16 protein-coding genes are annotated in these 16,962 nt (G+C 59.2%); 6 read left to right on the forward strand and 10 right to left on the reverse strand.

Annotation, left to right across the window (positions count from 1 at the left end):
- Positions 1-5: 5 nt before the first annotated feature.
- Positions 6-839: a class I SAM-dependent methyltransferase gene (locus UM93_RS13180; protein WP_045077435.1), complete on the forward strand. Its 834-nt coding sequence runs from the start codon at positions 6-8 to the stop codon at positions 837-839.
- Here UM93_RS13180 and UM93_RS13185 read toward each other — a convergent pair.
- From UM93_RS13185 to UM93_RS13195, 3 genes are all read right to left on the reverse strand, one after another.
- Complete coding sequence (locus UM93_RS13185; protein WP_045076010.1) at positions 836-2,278, reverse strand: APC family permease; 1,443 nt, start codon at positions 2,276-2,278, stop codon at positions 836-838. The two genes, UM93_RS13180 and UM93_RS13185, sit on opposite strands and share 4 nt — an antisense overlap.
- A 28-nt stretch (positions 2,279-2,306) precedes the next feature.
- Positions 2,307-3,080 (reverse strand): carbon-nitrogen hydrolase family protein, encoded by a 774-nt coding sequence (locus UM93_RS13190; RefSeq protein ID WP_045077436.1) that lies wholly within the window; start codon positions 3,078-3,080, stop codon positions 2,307-2,309.
- 100 nt (positions 3,081-3,180) lie between these two features.
- Positions 3,181-4,152, reverse strand: a complete 972-nt coding sequence (locus tag UM93_RS13195) for a DMT family transporter (protein ID WP_234399315.1) — start codon at positions 4,150-4,152, stop codon at positions 3,181-3,183.
- Between the two features lie 123 nt (positions 4,153-4,275).
- Here UM93_RS13195 and UM93_RS17225 point away from each other — a divergent pair, with 123 nt between their 5' ends.
- Positions 4,276-4,887 (forward strand): TetR/AcrR family transcriptional regulator, encoded by a 612-nt coding sequence (locus UM93_RS17225; RefSeq protein ID WP_052663794.1) that lies wholly within the window; start codon positions 4,276-4,278, stop codon positions 4,885-4,887.
- A gap of 25 nt (positions 4,888-4,912) precedes the next feature.
- On the opposite strand, the gene UM93_RS13205 is transcribed toward UM93_RS17225, so the two are convergent.
- The 4 genes from UM93_RS13205 to UM93_RS13220 all read right to left on the reverse strand — a co-directional run bounded on the left by UM93_RS13205 (position 4,913) and on the right by UM93_RS13220 (position 11,267).
- Entirely contained in the window at positions 4,913-6,232 is a 1,320-nt protein-coding gene (locus tag UM93_RS13205; protein ID WP_045076011.1) for a metal-dependent hydrolase family protein, read from the reverse strand.
- A 38-nt stretch (positions 6,233-6,270) separates the two neighbouring features.
- The gene (locus UM93_RS13210) at positions 6,271-7,590 is read right to left on the reverse strand and encodes a threonine/serine exporter family protein (RefSeq protein ID WP_199921754.1); all 1,320 of its coding nucleotides are present in this window, start codon (positions 7,588-7,590) and stop codon (positions 6,271-6,273) included.
- 177 nt (positions 7,591-7,767) lie between these two features.
- Positions 7,768-9,573, reverse strand: a complete 1,806-nt coding sequence (locus UM93_RS13215) for an ABC transporter ATP-binding protein (protein WP_199921755.1) — start codon at positions 9,571-9,573, stop codon at positions 7,768-7,770.
- Complete coding sequence (locus UM93_RS13220; RefSeq protein ID WP_045076014.1) at positions 9,570-11,267, reverse strand: ABC transporter transmembrane domain-containing protein; 1,698 nt, start codon at positions 11,265-11,267, stop codon at positions 9,570-9,572. Before UM93_RS13220 ends, UM93_RS13215 begins: the two co-directional genes overlap by 4 nt.
- 250 nt (positions 11,268-11,517) lie before the next feature.
- Here UM93_RS13220 and UM93_RS13225 point away from each other — a divergent pair, with 250 nt between their 5' ends.
- A complete protein-coding gene (locus tag UM93_RS13225) occupies positions 11,518-12,522 on the forward strand; it encodes a hypothetical protein (RefSeq protein WP_052663795.1) in 1,005 nt (334 codons plus the stop codon).
- A gap of 5 nt (positions 12,523-12,527) precedes the next feature.
- On the opposite strand, the gene UM93_RS13230 is transcribed toward UM93_RS13225, so the two are convergent.
- Positions 12,528-12,932 carry a DUF5360 family protein gene (locus tag UM93_RS13230; protein ID WP_045076015.1) on the reverse strand — a complete coding sequence of 135 codons (405 nt, stop codon included), beginning with the start codon at positions 12,930-12,932 and terminating at the stop codon, positions 12,528-12,530.
- Positions 12,925-13,473 carry a TetR/AcrR family transcriptional regulator gene (locus UM93_RS13235; protein ID WP_157874149.1) on the reverse strand — a complete coding sequence of 183 codons (549 nt, stop codon included), beginning with the start codon at positions 13,471-13,473 and terminating at the stop codon, positions 12,925-12,927. Before UM93_RS13235 ends, UM93_RS13230 begins: the two co-directional genes overlap by 8 nt.
- Positions 13,474-13,542: 69 nt before the next feature.
- Between UM93_RS13235 and UM93_RS13240 the strand changes: the two genes are divergently transcribed.
- The gene (locus UM93_RS13240) at positions 13,543-13,878 is read left to right on the forward strand and encodes a DMT family transporter (RefSeq protein ID WP_045076018.1); all 336 of its coding nucleotides are present in this window, start codon (positions 13,543-13,545) and stop codon (positions 13,876-13,878) included.
- Between the two features lie 62 nt (positions 13,879-13,940).
- Here the strand turns inward: UM93_RS13240 and UM93_RS17800 are convergent, their stop codons facing one another.
- Positions 13,941-15,779 (reverse strand): sigma-70 family RNA polymerase sigma factor, encoded by a 1,839-nt coding sequence (locus tag UM93_RS17800; protein ID WP_052663796.1) that lies wholly within the window; start codon positions 15,777-15,779, stop codon positions 13,941-13,943.
- A gap of 157 nt (positions 15,780-15,936) precedes the next feature.
- Here UM93_RS17800 and UM93_RS13250 point away from each other — a divergent pair, with 157 nt between their 5' ends.
- Together UM93_RS13250 and UM93_RS13255 are read left to right on the forward strand one after the other, a co-directional pair.
- Positions 15,937-16,683 (forward strand): hypothetical protein, encoded by a 747-nt coding sequence (locus UM93_RS13250; protein ID WP_045076020.1) that lies wholly within the window; start codon positions 15,937-15,939, stop codon positions 16,681-16,683.
- Positions 16,680-16,922 carry a hypothetical protein gene (locus UM93_RS13255; protein ID WP_045076021.1) on the forward strand — a complete coding sequence of 81 codons (243 nt, stop codon included), beginning with the start codon at positions 16,680-16,682 and terminating at the stop codon, positions 16,920-16,922. The genes UM93_RS13250 and UM93_RS13255 overlap by 4 nt, the downstream gene beginning before the upstream one ends.
- Positions 16,923-16,962 lie beyond the last annotated feature (40 nt).

Raw genomic sequence — 16,962 nt, forward strand, 5'->3', positions numbered from 1 at the left:
AGGTTATGGCACACTCAGCTCACACTCACCAGCACGGAAGCATCGCCGATTTACTTGACCTGGACTCAGCCGTCTTGCATCGGGAACTGACCGCGACTCTCGACTGGTTGCAGGATCGCAATGGTCAGTTGCCGCCGAGGAAAATTCTCGATCTCGGCGCGGGCACCGGGAACGGCACCATCGCTCTGGCCGAACGCTTCCCGGCCGCCGAGCTTCTCGCCATCGACTTTTCCGCAGAGTTGCTGAGCGGGCTGCAGCAACGAGCCGAGGCTAAGCAACTCGGCGACCGGGTCTCGACGCTGCAGCTCGATCTCAATGATCATTGGCCGGAACTAGGTCGGTTCGACCTAGTCTGGGCAGCAGCGTTCCTTCACGAAGTTGAGCACCCGGAGGCCGTACTAGCCAAAGCTTTTCAACTACTGAGGCCGGGCGGCCTACTGGCAATCAGCGAAATGGCCTCGGCACCGCGTTTTCTTGACCATGATAGTGATAATGGTTTTGAGGAACGTTTGCAGCAGGTTTTACGAGCCCGCACTGCTGGACACAATAATTACCCTGATTGGTCTCAGCAGCTCGCCAGCAGCGGTTACCTCGGCGTTGAAAAGAGAGTGCGCCGGGTAGATCTTGCGCTGGCAGCTGAGCCACTAGGCGGCCGCTACGCGCAAAGCTATTTCAAGCGAATTCAGCCCACCGTGAGCGATAGCCTCTCCGACGCCGACCAGGCCCGTCTGGCACAACTCGTGGGCGAAGGACCTGCCAGCCTGTTAGCTCGACCAGATTTGCGCCTGCGCACTGAGCGAACTGCGTGGCTAGCTAACCGCCCAGAGACACGGCGTTAAGCAGAATTCTCAGGGACTTCCCGCTTGCCGCGATGCCCGATGATCCAGCCGACCGCGAGCGCCAACACCGGAATAATTCCGAGGATGACACTCACTCCAACCGAGGCGGCGGTGACCAGGGTGAAATTCTGAATCACCAGCCACAGTGAGACCGCCAGACCTAGCACCGCCAAAACAGGTGCCACCGTGGTCTTCCAGCGAGCCGCCAGTCGCGGCGTGGATCTACGGTTGAAAAAGACCAGAATCGCGACCGAGGTCAGCAACATCAGCAGCACCATACCAACCGTAGAGACCCCTGCCATCGCGCTAAACACACCCACTAGCGGGTCAAGGCCGAGCACTGCGAAGATCGCCAGAATCAGCAGCGCGGTACCGCTCTGCACGATTGAGGAGATAGCCGGAGAGTGGTGCACGGGATGGGATTTACCCAGCGCGCCGGGCAACTGTCCCTTCCGAGAGAGCACAAATTGATATCGAGCAATCACATTATGAAAAGAGAGCACGCAGGCGAACAAGCTGGAGAGTAGCAGCACGTTCATCACGTCCCTGACTACCACTCCGGTATAGGTTTCGGCAGTATCCAGCAGCATATTTGCCTCCCCATTCAGGGTCTGCTGAGCTACTGCGACGGCCTGGCTTGGACTGACCCCTTCTATTATCGCCCAGCAGGAAAGGGCATAGAACACACCGATAATCAGCACAGCCAAATAGGTAGCACGAGGAATGGTGCGGGCTGGGTTCCTCGCCTCGTCACGGAACACCGCCGTCGCTTCGAAGCCGATGAATCCGGTGAGCGCAAAGAGCACCGCAACTCCCAGCGGCCCGGAAAATACAGCTTCCGGGGTGAATGATTCGGCGCTAATTCCGGCCGCCCCACCGTGTAGGAAGATCGCCGCATCCATCACCACCACCACAGCGATTTCAAGGATCAGTGCCACCCCGAGCACCTTGGCGCTCAGTTCGATATGACGGTAGCCGAGGAAGGCGACCACCAGCAGCGCGAGCAGCGCATATCCCCACCATGGCAACTCCGGTCCGCCAATCCGTCGAACCGCGTCGTTCACTGCCCAGCCCAGATAGCCGTAGACACCAAGTTGGATGGCGGTATAAGAAACCAGGGCGGTGAAAGCCGCACCTTTGCCGAGCCGATTGCCCAGGCCGGCACTGATATAGGCATAAAAGGCACCGGCCTCCTTCACGTGTGGCGCCATGGTGACAAAGCCGACGGAGAAAACCAGCAGCACCACGGCAGCAATAATGAACCCCATTGGCGCGCCAGCGCCGTTTCCTTCGCCAATCGCAAGTGGCACATTTCCGCCGATCACCGTCAGCGGTGCGGCGGCAGCAATCACCATGAAGACAATGCTGCCGACTCCCAAACGCCCGGAAAGGTTGGCGGTCCGCGGGACCTGCTGAGCGATATTGCTGTCAGTCACCATATTGCCCTTCGTTGCTGAACAAGGCTGATTAGTAGAGATCCAGTCGCCGGTCAAGGAGGTAAGGGTTTTCTCGTTGCGCTCGAGTCACCACTGAGGGATCGACCTCAGCGAACAGAAGAGCAGTTTCGGTCGCGACAGAGTCAAGGACTTGAGCGAAGGGGTCAACGATCCGGCTCCGGCCAACGTAATTCAGCTCTGCCTCGCTGCCCGCATGGTTCACATACGCCAGATACACCTGGTTTTCCCAGGCTCGAGCCCTAATAACTTCTTCGGCAACGAATTCGTAGGGCGTCATCTGGGCGGTAGGTACCGCGATCAGCTGAGCGCCGGCAGCGGCAGCGGCACGGGTAGATTCTGGGAATTCCACGTCATAGCAAATCAGCATGGCAATCTTTACGCCGCGAAATTCGACAACTGAGACGAGTGTCTCGCCCGGAGTGAAGTACTTCCGGTCAAGTCCACCGAAGAGATGGGTTTTTCGGTGCCGGCCGAGAATTGCCCCGTTGTCATCAATGAATACCGCGGTGTTGTAGATTTGCTGACCAGCTTGTTCGGGCACCCCGAGCACGATGGCAATACCTTCGCCGGCCGCTATTTGCCGCGCCTCGGTGAGCAGATCTTGACCAGCTAGCTGATAGGTCAAGTCACCGATGTTGTAACCGGTCAGGAACAACTCCGGAGTGATCAGCAGCTCGGCACCCGACTGGGAGGCCCTCTGAGCCGCTACTGATAGTTCGGCGAGGTTAGCCGCCACATCACCCGGCGTACCTGCAGTTTGCAGAGCCGCAATTTTTAGCGCCATGACCGCCCCTTTCTTGAGGGAGACGATACCAGTGCGGGCCGGGCAGCCTGCCAGCAAAGTCATCCGGAACAGCGCCGGGTTCGGACAGAACGTCCTTCAATTAGCTTCGGCTGTTACTGCGCTGATCTGCTACAACCTTGCCACTCGGCGGTGGGGAGCTTATTCCGGCTGTCAGCTTAGTGGCGATGATGCCTATGATCACCACTAGTCCGCCCAGAGGTTCATTCCAATGCAGCGGCTCAGCCAAAATAATCATTCCTAGGGCCACTCCTATCACCGGCGAAAGATAGGTGACCATTGAGGCAATCGGTGCACCCCAAGCAAGCAAAATATTGGTATTCCAGATATAAGCAAACCCGGTGCCAACTGCGCCCAACAGAAGAATACTGAGGCCGATCTGGGGACTGAGCTGGATTGACTGAGCACCGGCAAAGGGCAGTACCAGGAGCATGATCACCGCCGCAACACTGACCTGACCGGCGGCAAGGACGGTGCTGTCGTAGCCGCGATGAGCAATAAAACGTCTGAGGTAGACATAGGCCACGCCATAGCAGACTGCTGAGCCAAGGCAGGCCAGTTGCGCTGGCAAGCTCATTGGATTCCCTTGATCGCCCAGGTAGCGCCAGGGCGCGGAGAGCACAATGACCCCGAGCGCGCTGGTCAGAATTCCCAGCGTTTGCCAGCGATTAAGCCGTTCCCCGGGCAACGCCGCCGCGGCCACCAGCAAAGTCATGATCGGCGTGACGGCGTTGTAGATGCTCGCCAAACCTGATGAAAGGTATTGCTCCGCCCAGGCATAGAGCAGGAACGGCAAGACGCAAAGCAAGAGCGCGACCACCACCAAGTGTGCCCAGATCCGCAGCTCCCGGATCCACTTTCGCTTCGTAAAAACCATCACCAGCGACAGCGCCAAAGCCCCGAAAAATAACCGCCCCACCACCAATTGCACCGGTGAGAGGCCGGTTAGGGACACCTTCATGAAAAGAAAGCTGGAGCCCCAGGCCACCGAGAGCAGTAGGAACTGCAGACCCACTTTCCATTGCCCGACGGGCGCACTCGCTTGACTATTCACCTTTTCATCATCGCCGTCGGGCAGCCGCCCCGCTGGCGGGAATCGGACGGCTCATTCGATGCTTGCCAAGCCACCTCACCATTGCAATTTCCCGGAATGTCCGCTTTGTTGTAGGTTCGGTTCATGGCCAGAATCGTCCTCGGATTAGACGCGGAACAACGTAAACAGCAACGCAAAGATGCGCTGTTGGATGCCGCACTAGAATTATTTTCCTCGCTCGGCTATTCCTCCACCTCGATCGAGCAGTTGTGCCAGAGCGCTGGCGTGAGCACGAAAAGCTTTTACGGTATCTTTGCGGACCGGGAACAGTGCTATCTAGCTCTTATGCAGCGCTGCAACACCACCTTGATTCGCCGCATGCAAGAAGAGCTACGCCAAGCACCCGAAGCTGAGGACGCGGGGCGGGATCGTCTAATTTCTGCTCTGGCACACGCCTTCGGTGATGATAGGCGTCACGCCATCGTGCTGTTCGGGCACGGAGCGGCAACCACTCCCGCCGTCGAGTTAGCGCGCCGAAAGATGTTTCTGCGGTCCGAGGAGTATCTGCGCCAAGCTTGGGGACACTATCGTCCGGGCTACGTCCCAGCGGAGGGTTTGACCACAGGGGTAATTGGCGGTCTGCGCAGCATTATTAGCGCTTGGGCGAGTTCCGAATGTCAGCCGGAAGCCCCCAATCAGCAACAACTACATCGCGCCCTGCAGAACTTCCGTCGATCCATTCAGTTAATTGACTGAGAACTGACCGAACACCGGGCAGAGCCTAGAAAGAGTCAAGTTTTTCGTCCAGCTCGGGGTATTTTTCGGTCTTCGGCTGCTCAATAATCTCGCCCCGGACAATCACCAACTGCGGATCCGCCAGGGCCCGGAAGCCCGTCAAGGGATTGCTGCCAACCACCAATAGATCCGCAGCTTTGCCAATCCGCACCGAACCAGTTTCCTGATCGATGCCAAGAATCCGCGCATTTGCCTCGGTGGCAGCGTGCAGTTCTGCTGCTGTGCTCAGTCCGCCATAACGCACTACATAGTCCATTTCCCGCCAGGTGTTGTAGTGCGTGACGTAGGTCAGGGCCGAGTCAGTACCCATCCCGATGGTGATGTCGTTATCGCGTGCGGTCTGAATTCCCTGCAACATCTCCTCATAAATCATTTCAGCGTTCGCCCGCACAATATCGTCAATGCCGGTCACCTGCTGCTCGAGTTTCACCAGCGGCAAACAAGCTTGCAAGGTCGGGATTAGGGCAGAGGAGCCGTGTAGAGAGCGCGGGTTGTGCTTGAAAAGTTCAATAATCTCCTGATCCATACTGCTGCCGTGCTCAATGGTGTCTACCCCAGCCCGTAGCGCGGCTTTCAGCCCCTCCGGGCTCTGCGCATGCGCCGCCACCACAATCCCAGCGTTATGGGCTTCCTCGCAGATCGCCGTCATTTCCTCTTCAGTCATTTGCGGCCTGCCAGCTTCGCCAATCGCCCGCGCATCGGTGACCCCACCGGTGGCTGAAATCTTAATCGCGGTGGTTCCGGCCCTGAGGTTAATCCGCACGTTCCGCCGAGCTTCCCACGGAGAATCGCTGATCAGGGCGATCTGCGGCGCGCCATGGCCTCCGCTGATCGCCAGCAACGGACCTGAGGCGAACACTCGGGGGCCGAGGTAATCGCCGCGCTCGATCTCATTCCTGACCTCCACCGCCTCATAACCCACATCGCCCAGGCTACGCAGCGTGGTCACGCCGGAGTTCAACTGGGTCAGAATATTGGTCCGAGCTCGCTTTTTCACCACCCTCTTGCCGATAAAACTACGCATGAAGCCGGCCACCAAGTTCTCTGCCGATTCGCTGGTCAGCAGCGGCGGGAGCGGTTTGCCGTTCGAAAACAAATGAGCATGGGCGTTGATCAGGCCGGGCAGCACAAAACGCCCGCTGAGGTCGATCTGGCGATATCCCGACGGCACATCCAGTTCGCTACTCGGGCCGATATTCTCAATCATTCCCGCGCCATTCACCACAACTGTGGTCTCTGACAGCGTGCTGCCCTCGCGATCTCCCACGACGACGCTGGCATTGGTTAACGCGAAGGGCCTGCTCATAGTATTTCTCCTTCTTGGCTAGCGATCTCCAGTTGGGTTTAGTTCGGTGACGGTTCTTCGACTCGTCCGCCCGGCTGGCGACCCCGCCGACTCCATGGTTTGTGGATCACCTCAACGATGAGTGCCGCGACTTTAATACCGATACAGATACTGACGAAAGTCGTCAGCGCAGCGGAAAGAGCAGCGCTGTCGAAGGTGGCGACCGCGACGAGGCCGACGGTGCCCGGCACGAGCAACAAGAACGCCGGTTGAAAGGATACGGTAGCCGGGATAGACAGCGTGAAGCGCTCCAGAATACGAGCGAAGATGAACAGGAATCCGGCCACGATGCCAGCCGCAGCGACGCTACCCAACACCGGGGTGAGCAGTACCAGCAGGGCGTAAGTACAAGTCATCGCGATAACACTGATCACGATCAAAGAGCGGCCAGCCCCGAAGAAGAGTCCTATTCCGATGGCCAAGATCGCCACCCCAATCCAGGACAGCCAGAGCGGCGGTAAGGCCGCCCAGCCGTTATTGTCTGCGCTAATGTGAGCTATCTGTCCCACCAACGCGGCCGATCCGGGGTCGATCTTCAAGCCGGTGAGGGCGGCACCGGTGGAAATACCGACCGCCATAAAGCCAAGGCTGATCAAACCGTAGATCAGCCTTGCCGAGCCGGTGACGATATCGGCGGCGGTGAGCTCCAATAATGCATTGGTAATCAGCGCACCAGGCACCAGAATGGCCACCGGGGCGGAGACCGCAAACAGCGGCACCGAGCCCAGACCGAAGACTGCCGCCAGCGCGCCAACCAGCAAGGTGGAGCCCAGCGCCGTGACAAAGGGCAAGATAGCGGCCGCTCCGCTGCGTCGATGCGCCAGCACCGCGATCAACCCGACGAGCCCGCCAACCACGGCGGCCACTGCAATCGCCCACCAAGCACAGCGGAAGAGAATAGCCAGCCCGGCGGAGGTGAGCGCGCTTCCCAGCATCCAGGTGAAGACCGCATGACGACGAGGGATTCGACGAATTTCGGCCACTTGCCGTGGAATCTCGTTGATGCTCAACTCACCCGAGCTGAGCCGCTGAACTAAGCGATTCGCGTGTGCCGCCTGCAAAAAAGAAAGCTCACCAGAGTGGGTATTGGCGAGCTTTGCACCACCGGTTTCGGGATCGCTGACAATGACGATTTCGGGCAACACGGTAAAAGCGAGTCTTTTGAACCCGGCAGCGGCCGCCACTTCGAGTAAGGAGTGTCGCACATCGGTGACCGAAACACCTGAATCAAGCAATAGCACGCCAAGGTCGCCGAGTACCCGGGCCGCCGGGTCATCGAGATCCATACCTTGTGTCGGCAAAAGCCGCCCTTTAGTCACACCGCTGCCTTTCGATACACCAGAGGAATCCTGAATCAATGTGATGGACCGAATTCACGCTCATCTTTTCTTGGAACTTCTAGCTAATCAACTGTCAAAAGAAAATTGCAATACTGATGAGGGGCTGACTTGACCGGCCTAGATCGTTCATCGGGCGTCGCGTGTTACTGCCGCACGTCACGCGGTCGCGTAGGCACTCCAGAGCCGAGCATACTCACCGGCCGCCGCTACCAACTGCTGATGGGAACCTTGCTCGATCACCCGGCCCTGCTGCATGACCAGAATTAGATCGGCTTCTCGGGCCTGGTCTAAGCGATGCGCCACCGTCACGCTGGTGCGACCAGCCACCACTTCGCTCACCGCCTGATCCAAGGAGGCACGACGGTCCCTGCCGGACTCAGCGGTCGCCTCGTCGAGCACCACCAAAGCGGGATTCGCCAACAGCACCCTGGCCAGCGCCAGGTGCTGCGCAGCACCGTCGTCGAGTTCCAGGCCCGAAGCCCCGAGTACGGTTTCCAGCCCCTCCGCCAACTCATGAACCCACCCAGCGCCGACCCGATCTAGCGCCGTGAGCAGCTCCTGCTGGCTTGCCCGCGGAGCCGCGAGTCGCAGATTTTCAGCCACACTACCGGTAAAAAGGTGCACCTCCTGCGAGACCAGGTACACCGAACCTGGAGAGTTCTGACGTAATTCTGCGGCCGACCGACCGGCGATTTCGAGCTCTCCCCGTTGCGGTTCCAAAATTCCGGCGATTAATCTGGCCAGTGTACTTTTACCGGAACCACTCGTACCCACCAGGGCGACCCGAGCACCCGCGGGAACGTCCAGGCTAATGCCGCGAATTGCCGGTCGATGCGGATAGCTGAAATGCAGATCGCGAAGACGAATGCCAGGTGCAGCGCCGATTCCGACCGCACTCGCCGCGCTGGACTCCGCTGTGCCCAGCCGAGAAATCCCGACCAGTCGGGCCAGCCCGACCACGGCTCGCTGCACATCGTCCAAACTGGTCAATAAGTTTCCGATCGGGTCGAAGAGCCGGTGAAAATACAGGGCCGCGGCGGTGGCCGCACCGATGCTAATTGATTGATTGGACACCAGCCAGAAACCAGTGACCAGGATTGCCGCCAGGCCGACAAATTCAGCGGTATTGAGCCAGCCGTAGAAGCGGTTGCGCAGCCGAGCGCCGTCTCGCTGTCGTTCGATGGCACGTTCGCTACGTTCGGCGATCACCGCCAAATGATGTTGCTGTTCGCCACGGGAGACCACGGTTGCGGCACCGTGTACCGCCTCAAGGATCGCTTGTCCACGGCTGGCTTCCAAGACCCGGAGCTCGCTGTAGACCGGTTTTGAGCCACGCAAGAATTGCCGGGTGGCGAGAATATGAATCGGCAGACAAAGCAGCCCGGCAATCGCCAGTCGATAGTCGAGAATCGCTAGCCCCGCCACGGTCAGCACAATGGTGAAACAAGCACCGATAATCTTCGGTAATGCTTCCGATCCCGCTTCGCTTACCGCCTCAACATCACGGGTGACTCTTGAGACGACGTCCGAGCTGCCAGCCTCATCGAGTGCGCGCACTGGCAGCTCAACGGCGGCAGCGAAGACCTCTTCACGCAGTTCGGCGAGAACCTCCTGGACCAGCCGAGCCAAGGCGCGGGCCCCAGCGAAAGTTAACGCTGCAGCAGCAACGGCCGCCGCCACTAAGGCAGCGGTGATCCAGGCCAGGCCGCTGCCCCAGAGCAGCGAGCCTAAGTCAGTATTTGGCTGGGGTTGCGAGACCGCATCGACCAGGCGGCCGAGCAGGGCCGGCGCGGTGAGTCCACTTGCGGTCCCGGCCAGCAAGAGCGCTAAGGTGCCTGCCAACCGCCAGCGCCGCCGCAACAGTCGGCGCACCAGGTCTCGGCGAGTCTGGCCAGTATTGGCAATCGGTAATAAGCCGCTGGGCTGTGAACCGTCTTCGGGCTCCACCGTCAGCTTTCTCACCGCGCCTCCTCCTCGCCGCTCAGTGTCACCACGCGGTGACAGACTCTTAATAGCACCGGGCTGTCGGTGACCAGCACTGTAGTTCGTCCTAGCGTTCGAAGCCCCTCCGCAATTCGGCGCTCGGTCGCCGAATCGATGGCTGTGGTTGGCTCGTCAAGCACCAAGACCGGGGCTGTTGAGTGCAAAGCACGCGCCAGCAACAGTCGTTGACGTTGGCCACCCGAGAGCCGCAGGCCGGCTTCGCCCACCTGAGCATCCAGTCCGCCCACTTGTTCAATCACGTCGTCAAGTGCGGCACGTTCAAGCATCTCCGTATTGATGGAGATTCCCGGCGGAACCAGATTTTCGTTGAGCGAACCAGAGAACACGGTGCCATGATGTGGCTGCGCAGTCACTGCGGCCCGAAGGTTCTCGGGGCCAAGGTCAAGCGCGTCGGCGCCCAACACGGTTAGCTCGCCAGCCGCCAGCGGAACTCGGTAACCGAGTCGCTCGCTAAAAGCACGGGCGCGTGCCGGGCTGCCCGCCACAACACCGACTAACTCCCCCGGATAGACGGTGAAGGTTGCGGAGTCGCTGTGCAAGACGATGGCCGGAACAGACTGATCGCTAGGGAACTCTTGATCGGCTGTTAGCTCATCGATGACGGTCTTTGTCCTTTCGGACTCAGCCTGCCCGGTCCGCGCCAAGGGCAGTAACTCCGGCTGAGCATGGAAGGTGTGCAAGCGTCGAGCGGATGCCCGCTTATGCGACCAGGACGAGGCAAAGGTTCCCGCATAGGCCAGTGCGCCCTGCAAATATTGCGCCAGGCCCAACACGGTGATGAGCTGCCCAATGCTAATCGCACCATTCAAGGTCAGCACACCTCCGGCGACGGCTATTGCGGCGAGTAGCAATCCGGAGAGCAGCAGGCTGAGAGCCGAGTAGGCAGCCAGCGTCTGGGCGGCGCGCACCGCACCTTGTTTCGACTCAGCGCTGGCCAGCCGATAGCGGCGTGCGGCTTCGCGCTGCGCACCCATGCCGAGTAGAACTCGCAGGCCAGCCATCGCATCTGCTGCCACTTCGCTAGCCCGAGCCGCCGAACGCTGCTCGGCCAAGCCTCGGGCCTCAAGCGGCATTGACAGCCTATGCATTCCCGCCACCACAATCACCGATCCCAGCAGGACACCGAGCCCCAGCGGCACCGAGATGAGCAATAGTGCGGTGACCGAAGTCGCCACCGCGGCCAGTACCGAACCTTGTTCGGCAATGCTCCAAGACACCCCTGCAACCCGGTAAGCATCAGAGGTCACCAGGGACAGTGCCTCGCCAGCGCTCTTCCGTTCGGACAATCCGCGCGGGTTAAGTAAGCGGCGGAGCACCGACTGACGGAGATCGTGTTCGGCGCCGCCGTAAACTCGCACCATGGCCAGTGCACCACGTTGATAAGACCAGGAAAGTGCGAGGAAAATCACAGCCAATACGGCTAAACAAACCAGCAACATCAGCTGATTTCCGGGCACTAGGGCAAGGTCAATGGTGATGCCGATCATGATCGGCACCGCCGCTTCGCAAAACTCGTGAATGATGAAGGACGCTGTGCTGAGTGCTAATCGCCACCAGCGACCGCGATGGAAGAGTGCGAATGCGAACAATCGGCCCGGACTCTGAGGCGATCGTTCGTGCGAGGTCTGCGCTGCGGGGAACTGCCTAGCCATACCGCCTCAGCGCCGCGCTAAACGGTGCGCCGGGGCCAGCCTGACGCTGAGCCGCTGAGTCCTCACCTTTGGACTCCGCAGCCACTGACAGTGCCGAACCCGCACGCTACGGAACCGGGGAAGCGGGGCGGCGCCCCGGGAATGGTCTCGCACGGACCTCGAACTCCTCATCAGACTCAATGATCATTACTTTATTAGGTAAGCCTATGCTAAATCTCTGCCAAATTTTTCCGCGCACTACGCTTGGAGGATGACCGAGAACGCCTCCGACTCGTCGAACCTGCAAAATAAGAGCGACAGGGAAGCTAAAGAAACTGAGGAAACTGAGCCTGACAAATCCGCGACCGAATACCTGCTCGCAATATTTGCAGGGTGCGCCGCCGGAATACTAGGCCTGCTGCCTTGGCTGCTCAGCGGCCAGAGATTGCCACTGCAAAATCTCTGGCAATTAGACACCCCCGCGAACGCTATGCCGATTGCTTGGCTGCCACTGAACCAGTACATGGTGACCGACCTGCTCGGGCTTTTGCTGGTTGGCGCCTTAGCCGCCGGAATCATCGCCCGCTGCTGGCCGGCGCGCCGCCGTCGATCAGCAAGTTGGTTTGTTGGTTTGGGCCTACTCGCAGTGCAGATTGCGGCCAGCCTGCAGAGCTTTTATACGCTCGGCTCGGGCCTAGAACTCTCTGCGCAGAGCGGACGATTGGTGAATGGCTACTTCTACGGTTTGTTAGTCGGCGTGATAGCGACTGTGCTGATTGGCCTCGCAGTGTTCGCCCTGCTGCGCGCTCAGAATCCGGCGTCCAACGCCTTGGCTTTAGGCCTTGCTGCGGTGCCGCTGGCTTCCTGGTTGGTGCTATGGTTCGCTTACTTCTCGCCGATTGCTCAGACGCCGCAATGGTTACCTTACCTGCAGCGTTGGTCCCCCGCGGTGGTTATTGGCCTGGCGCTCATCTGGTGCGGGACCAGGCCAGCCATCCGGTTGATCGTCTGGGCAGCGAATCTCTTGTTGCTCTGGTTGCTGCCAGCCCTTTTTACCGCGCTCAGCGCGGCCCTGGGCTCTCGGGTGCTTGCTGGTGATCCCGTCGAAATGGCGAACTACTTCATCGAGGTGCTGCGAGCCGCGCTTGGCTCGCTCGACACAGCTCTATTACCGGTGGCTTTAGCTCTGGCGATAGCCGTTGTCGGCAGCGTGATCCGAAATCTGCTCGGGCAACGCCACCGGCCAAGCAAGCCCCGGCACTCCGCTATTGGCTAATCGGCTCAGTGACTTGGCGTACTGCGCCGACTGGGACAATTCATCAGCAATAACGCCACTACTGGGAAGAGGAAAAGCCAGAGGTTCGGCAACCACCAGGCAGGGTCGAATTGGCAGCGCAAGGCGTAGAAATTCAGGGCCATCAGGCCGGCAGCGCTGGTCAGTGCCAGTGAGATTGTCATCAGTGTCGCTGCCGAGGGATGGCCGAATCGCGCCAGTAGCAAACTTGCCAAGCCAGTACCGATGGCGATCAGGTCGAGACCAAGAAATGACCAATTCCAGTCTTGCATAATGGCTTCGCCACCAACGCTGATCACCCCCAAGGCGGAGGCCACCCAATAGCTCAAGAAGCCGAGATCGGTCCACATCATGGTGCGCTTTATCCGCACCTCCCGGCGGAGCTTAGTCATCGGTAGCTCCCCCGAGCATCGATTCCAGCACTTCCCGAGCCGCCGAGGTACGTCGAGCATCGGGGGCTGCCAGGCCCAAGAAGGCGGCTAGCCACCAGCCATCAATGGCTAATCGGACCACGGTGGTAATGCTCGGATCGATGCCGTCATGATCAAGCATTTCCTGCCAACGCTGAAAATGCTTCCGTAGCACCTCAAGCAATGAGGAATCGAGAGCGACGGCGGCGAGTAAGCCAGTGCTTGCCGTGGAGCCTTGAGCGGAGCTCTCAACGTCAAGGGTTGCGGAGATATAAGCTCGCGTTTTCGCTCCGGGCTCCACACCAGCAGAATTGAGCGCCTGATCAAAGGAAGCGACCATTGCGTCTACCAAGGCAGCCAGTAGCTCATGCTTAGACCGAAAATGATAGCGGAGCCCGCCGACGCTCAACCCTGCCTCTTCAGCGACTGAGGAAATCGTCAAAGCTTCAGCGCCATCTCGCGAAATGACTCTTCGGGCGGCGGCCAGAATATTCTGCCGGACAGCCGGTGTGTTGCTATGCATGTTTTTACTGTACCGCATGTGCGGTACAGTAAAAACACATATAACTCTTTCGAGTGAATTGGGGTTGCCATGCTCGCCTGGCTATTTCTTACTGGAGCCATTGTCTTAGAGGTCGCGGCGACCCTTTCCCTGCGCGCTTCGGATGGGCTGAGCCGCTGGCCCTGGCTAATCCCCACTGGGATTGGTTACCTCGGCGCCTTCGGATTGCTGGCTCAGGTATTGAAAATGGGGCTCCCGGTCGGCGTAGCCTATGGCGTGTGGGCCGCAGCAGGCGTCGCGCTGACCGCACTGCTCGGTTGGCTGATTTTCAAAGAACCGCTGACTTGGCCAATGCTCATCGGCATTCTCTTAGTCATTGCCGGGGTATTACTCATCGAAACCGGTCAGCAGTCGAACTCTCATTGAACCCTGGGGCCATTTCCGACCGCGAGCGCTCTGCCTCAACGAGGCAACTAACCGCCAGCTGCTTAGATCGCGATCTCCTGACGGAGTTCGACGATATTGTCGCCGGTTACTGAAACCTGCAGGGATGGTGATTTAGTCAGGTCGGGATAACTGGCCAGCTGCTCGAAGACCACGGTGCCGCTCGCCGCAGCGATAGTGCAGCTGTAGTTTCGAGGACTCGTTCGCTGGCATTCCCAGCCTGCCGGTATCTCGGTTTGCTGACTGGCAAAGACCGAGACCGCGTCAAGCCGAAAATTGACTCTCAGGGAGGTGACCGTGGCACCCTCCGGCAGCACCAGAGTTGTCAGCAACTTGCGGCCACCCAATGGCAATTTCTGCACCTCGGTACTGCTGCTCACCAGCAGCTTCTCCGGGTTCGGCAATTCGGTGTTCGGATTAGTCGGGGTGACCGGGGTGGTCGGCCCTGGCGTACTGGGATTTGTCGGGGTCGACGGATCGGTCGGCTTGACCGGCACCACCGGCTTAATTGGCGAAACCGGTTTGACCGGGAGCACCGGCTTGCTCGGCTGTATTGGCTTAGCTGGTGTACTGGCAGCTCCACCGGCCAGGGACTCATCGAATTCCTGGCCGGCCTCGGTCAGCTGTTCAGACCCGCTGTGCAGTGCACCATCATTCGCCACTACCTGCGGGGTCTCGGCTGATAACACGGGCGTGACTAGAGATTTGGCCGGACTGACCGGCAAATTCGATAGCGGACTGCTAATCGAGGAAGGTGCCGGCTGGGCTCCTGCCGACAACGCATCGACCTGAGATTGGCTTGCGTGCTGCCCGAGAGCTTCGAACTTTTGAAGATCGGTGTCGTTGAGCTGCCCCTGCGCACCCGGCAAAACCGATTGAGCCGCATCGGCCGGCAGCACCGACTGCTGAATTGTGGAGATAGGCCCAACCAGGAAAGCGGGAATTGCGATTGCCACTGCTATCCCCGCTGCAGCGGTCAACGCCGGAGCGACCAGCCCTGCAGCAGTGTGACCGGCCCCCTGACCGGATCGCAATAACTGTCCAAGGCCGCGGGCAATCACACCATGCCCCAAGGCAAGCTGAGCGGCCGCCGGTGCCGTCGAGACAGTGCTTTGATAGGCCAACCAGCCAATTCCGGCAATGGCTGGCACCAGCGCCGCACGCAAGGCCGGGGTGGAATCACGCAGATTCGCCAGCACCGCGGTGCAATGTCCACAGTTGTCCAGGTGCGCCTCGACCTTGCTCCGAACCGGAAGGCTGAGGGTTTTTGCAGCATACTTTGCCAGCTTGGCTACATAGGGCTGGCACTCAGGGTTTTGCCCCGGCACCACATGCTGTTGCAGATAACTAGCTCGCAGGCCGTCGCGCGCCCGCATCACCAAGGCCGAGACCGAGTTAGCACTCATTCCCATCCGCTGGGCCACTGTTTGGGTGCTCTCCTGCTCCACATCGAGGTACCACAAAACACTTTGCCAGCGTTCGGGGAGCGCGGAAAATGCCTTGACAATGGCGCCGGATTCAAACTCTTCGATCAGCCGATCCGGATCAATCACCGGCCGGTCGAGAGCTTCCTCTTGCTCAGGCAATCTGGTTTTGGCGGAGGCCTTATTCCGACTGTAAGAATTACGTCGCACCGCGGTCAGCAGATAGCCGCGGAAAAAGTTGTCGGGTCCTTGACCGGCCTTGAGCTTGCTGAAGAGATACGCGAAGGAGTCAGCAACCACGTCCTCGACATCGCTGGGATTATCGAGAATATGGTGAGCAGTACCGATCGCCACCGCACGATGTCGCCGATAGAGTTCATCAAAAGCACGGGCATTACCGCCCCGAACCTGCGCGATCAGTTGACCGTCGCCCTGCTCTTCGCGCGTGGTAGTACTCAAGTCCAGCCCCCCCGGGTGATTGCTTGCCTCAACTAGTAAGTACTGGCGAGTAGCGATTCGTGACGCAAAATTCGGAAAAAACCTTCGTTCTATCAAGCATTCAAAAAAAGTTGAACGAAAATACGTCACTAAACCGCACACAGCGATACCCCTTGATATGGACGTTCATAGACTGTTCGGCGCTCGAGAGCTCAACCGCGCTCAAGACTTAATGCTTCGCTGGCAGCAACTCTCGCTGGCTGAATGCTGGCGATCAAACGGCGACTGGCGGAGTACTGAGGCTGAGATATCCGCCGAAATGATTGCCGCTGAAGGCCAGGTTTCGGAGCCACTGGCCCACCAGCTGGGGAGATCTCGCGCTATGACTGGGGTCGGCATTTCGGAATCCGTGCATGATTTCCGCCTGCTCTACCAGGCGGCAGCCAAGCCAGTGAATCTAGACTCGCTGCAAGCCTTTGTCGAAGGCTGGGTGACCGGCTGGGATCCCGAACCGGTAATCTCCTGCACCAACCCACGGACTGGCCTGGCTACCACCGCGCACCTTCACCGCCTGGTTTCTGATCTGCTCCGGTCACCGGAAAGGTCAGCGCAATACCTACTCGCGGCTGTGCGGTTCACTCAGCAGCCGCCGAGCCATGGCGTCAGATCATGGGAGTTCGAAGCCTTATTGGGTGAGATCTGCACCCAGCGGCTCGCCGACACGGCAGCCACCCTGGCCTATGATCAGGGCGTTTTGCTGGTCTTAATGAGCCGTTCAACTGAGAACTTCACTGCACTACTCAATCTTCAGGTGGCCCTGGTCGAGGTGCTGGGCGAGACACCAGGTGTAACCACCCTGGAGCATCAGGCACTCTCCGAAGATGCTCGAGACACCTATTCATTTCTGGATAGTTTCCGTCGATGAGCCGTAACCAGAAAACCAGCCCGGACAGCGGAAGTTTCCTGAGCTGGGGATTTCGTCGAAGCAAGCTGAGCCGCTGGGGCACCAGCTGGGCAGCGGCCCGTGCCTTCCAAGCCGGCAAGGTAGTTTGCGTTGTCCAAGAAAACAAACGCTACTACCTCGACCCGGTGCGGTATCGCTCAGGTGCTCATTTCCGCGCCTCTCTGCTCAAGTTGCGTCACGATATCGTCGGAAAAAAATAATTTAGGAAATTTTCGTCACTCTTTGATCGGTTGCCCCACT

The organism is Psychromicrobium lacuslunae, from assembly GCF_000950575.1.
GTDB classification, from domain to species: Bacteria; Actinomycetota; Actinomycetes; order Actinomycetales; family Micrococcaceae; genus Renibacterium; species Renibacterium lacuslunae.

Excerpts from the sequence above, each read along its gene's own strand:
- UM93_RS13180 (WP_045077435.1), top strand. The coding sequence starts at position 6 with ATGGCACACTCAGCTCACACTCACCAGCACGGAAGCATCGCCGATTTA.
- UM93_RS13185 (WP_045076010.1), bottom strand. The coding sequence starts at position 2,278 with ATGGTGACTGACAGCAATATCGCTCAGCAGGTCCCGCGGACCGCCAAC.
- UM93_RS13190 (WP_045077436.1), bottom strand. The coding sequence starts at position 3,080 with ATGGCGCTAAAAATTGCGGCTCTGCAAACTGCAGGTACGCCGGGTGAT.
- UM93_RS17225 (WP_052663794.1), top strand. The coding sequence starts at position 4,276 with ATGGCCAGAATCGTCCTCGGATTAGACGCGGAACAACGTAAACAGCAA.
- UM93_RS13205 (WP_045076011.1), bottom strand. The coding sequence starts at position 6,232 with ATGAGCAGGCCCTTCGCGTTAACCAATGCCAGCGTCGTCGTGGGAGAT.
- UM93_RS13220 (WP_045076014.1), bottom strand. The coding sequence starts at position 11,267 with ATGGCTAGGCAGTTCCCCGCAGCGCAGACCTCGCACGAACGATCGCCT.
- UM93_RS13225 (WP_052663795.1), top strand. The coding sequence starts at position 11,518 with ATGACCGAGAACGCCTCCGACTCGTCGAACCTGCAAAATAAGAGCGAC.
- UM93_RS13230 (WP_045076015.1), bottom strand. The coding sequence starts at position 12,932 with ATGACTAAGCTCCGCCGGGAGGTGCGGATAAAGCGCACCATGATGTGG.
- UM93_RS13235 (WP_157874149.1), bottom strand. The coding sequence starts at position 13,473 with ATGCATAGCAACACACCGGCTGTCCGGCAGAATATTCTGGCCGCCGCC.
- UM93_RS13240 (WP_045076018.1), top strand. The coding sequence starts at position 13,543 with ATGCTCGCCTGGCTATTTCTTACTGGAGCCATTGTCTTAGAGGTCGCG.
- UM93_RS13250 (WP_045076020.1), top strand. The coding sequence starts at position 15,937 with ATGGACGTTCATAGACTGTTCGGCGCTCGAGAGCTCAACCGCGCTCAA.
- UM93_RS13255 (WP_045076021.1), top strand. The coding sequence starts at position 16,680 with ATGAGCCGTAACCAGAAAACCAGCCCGGACAGCGGAAGTTTCCTGAGC.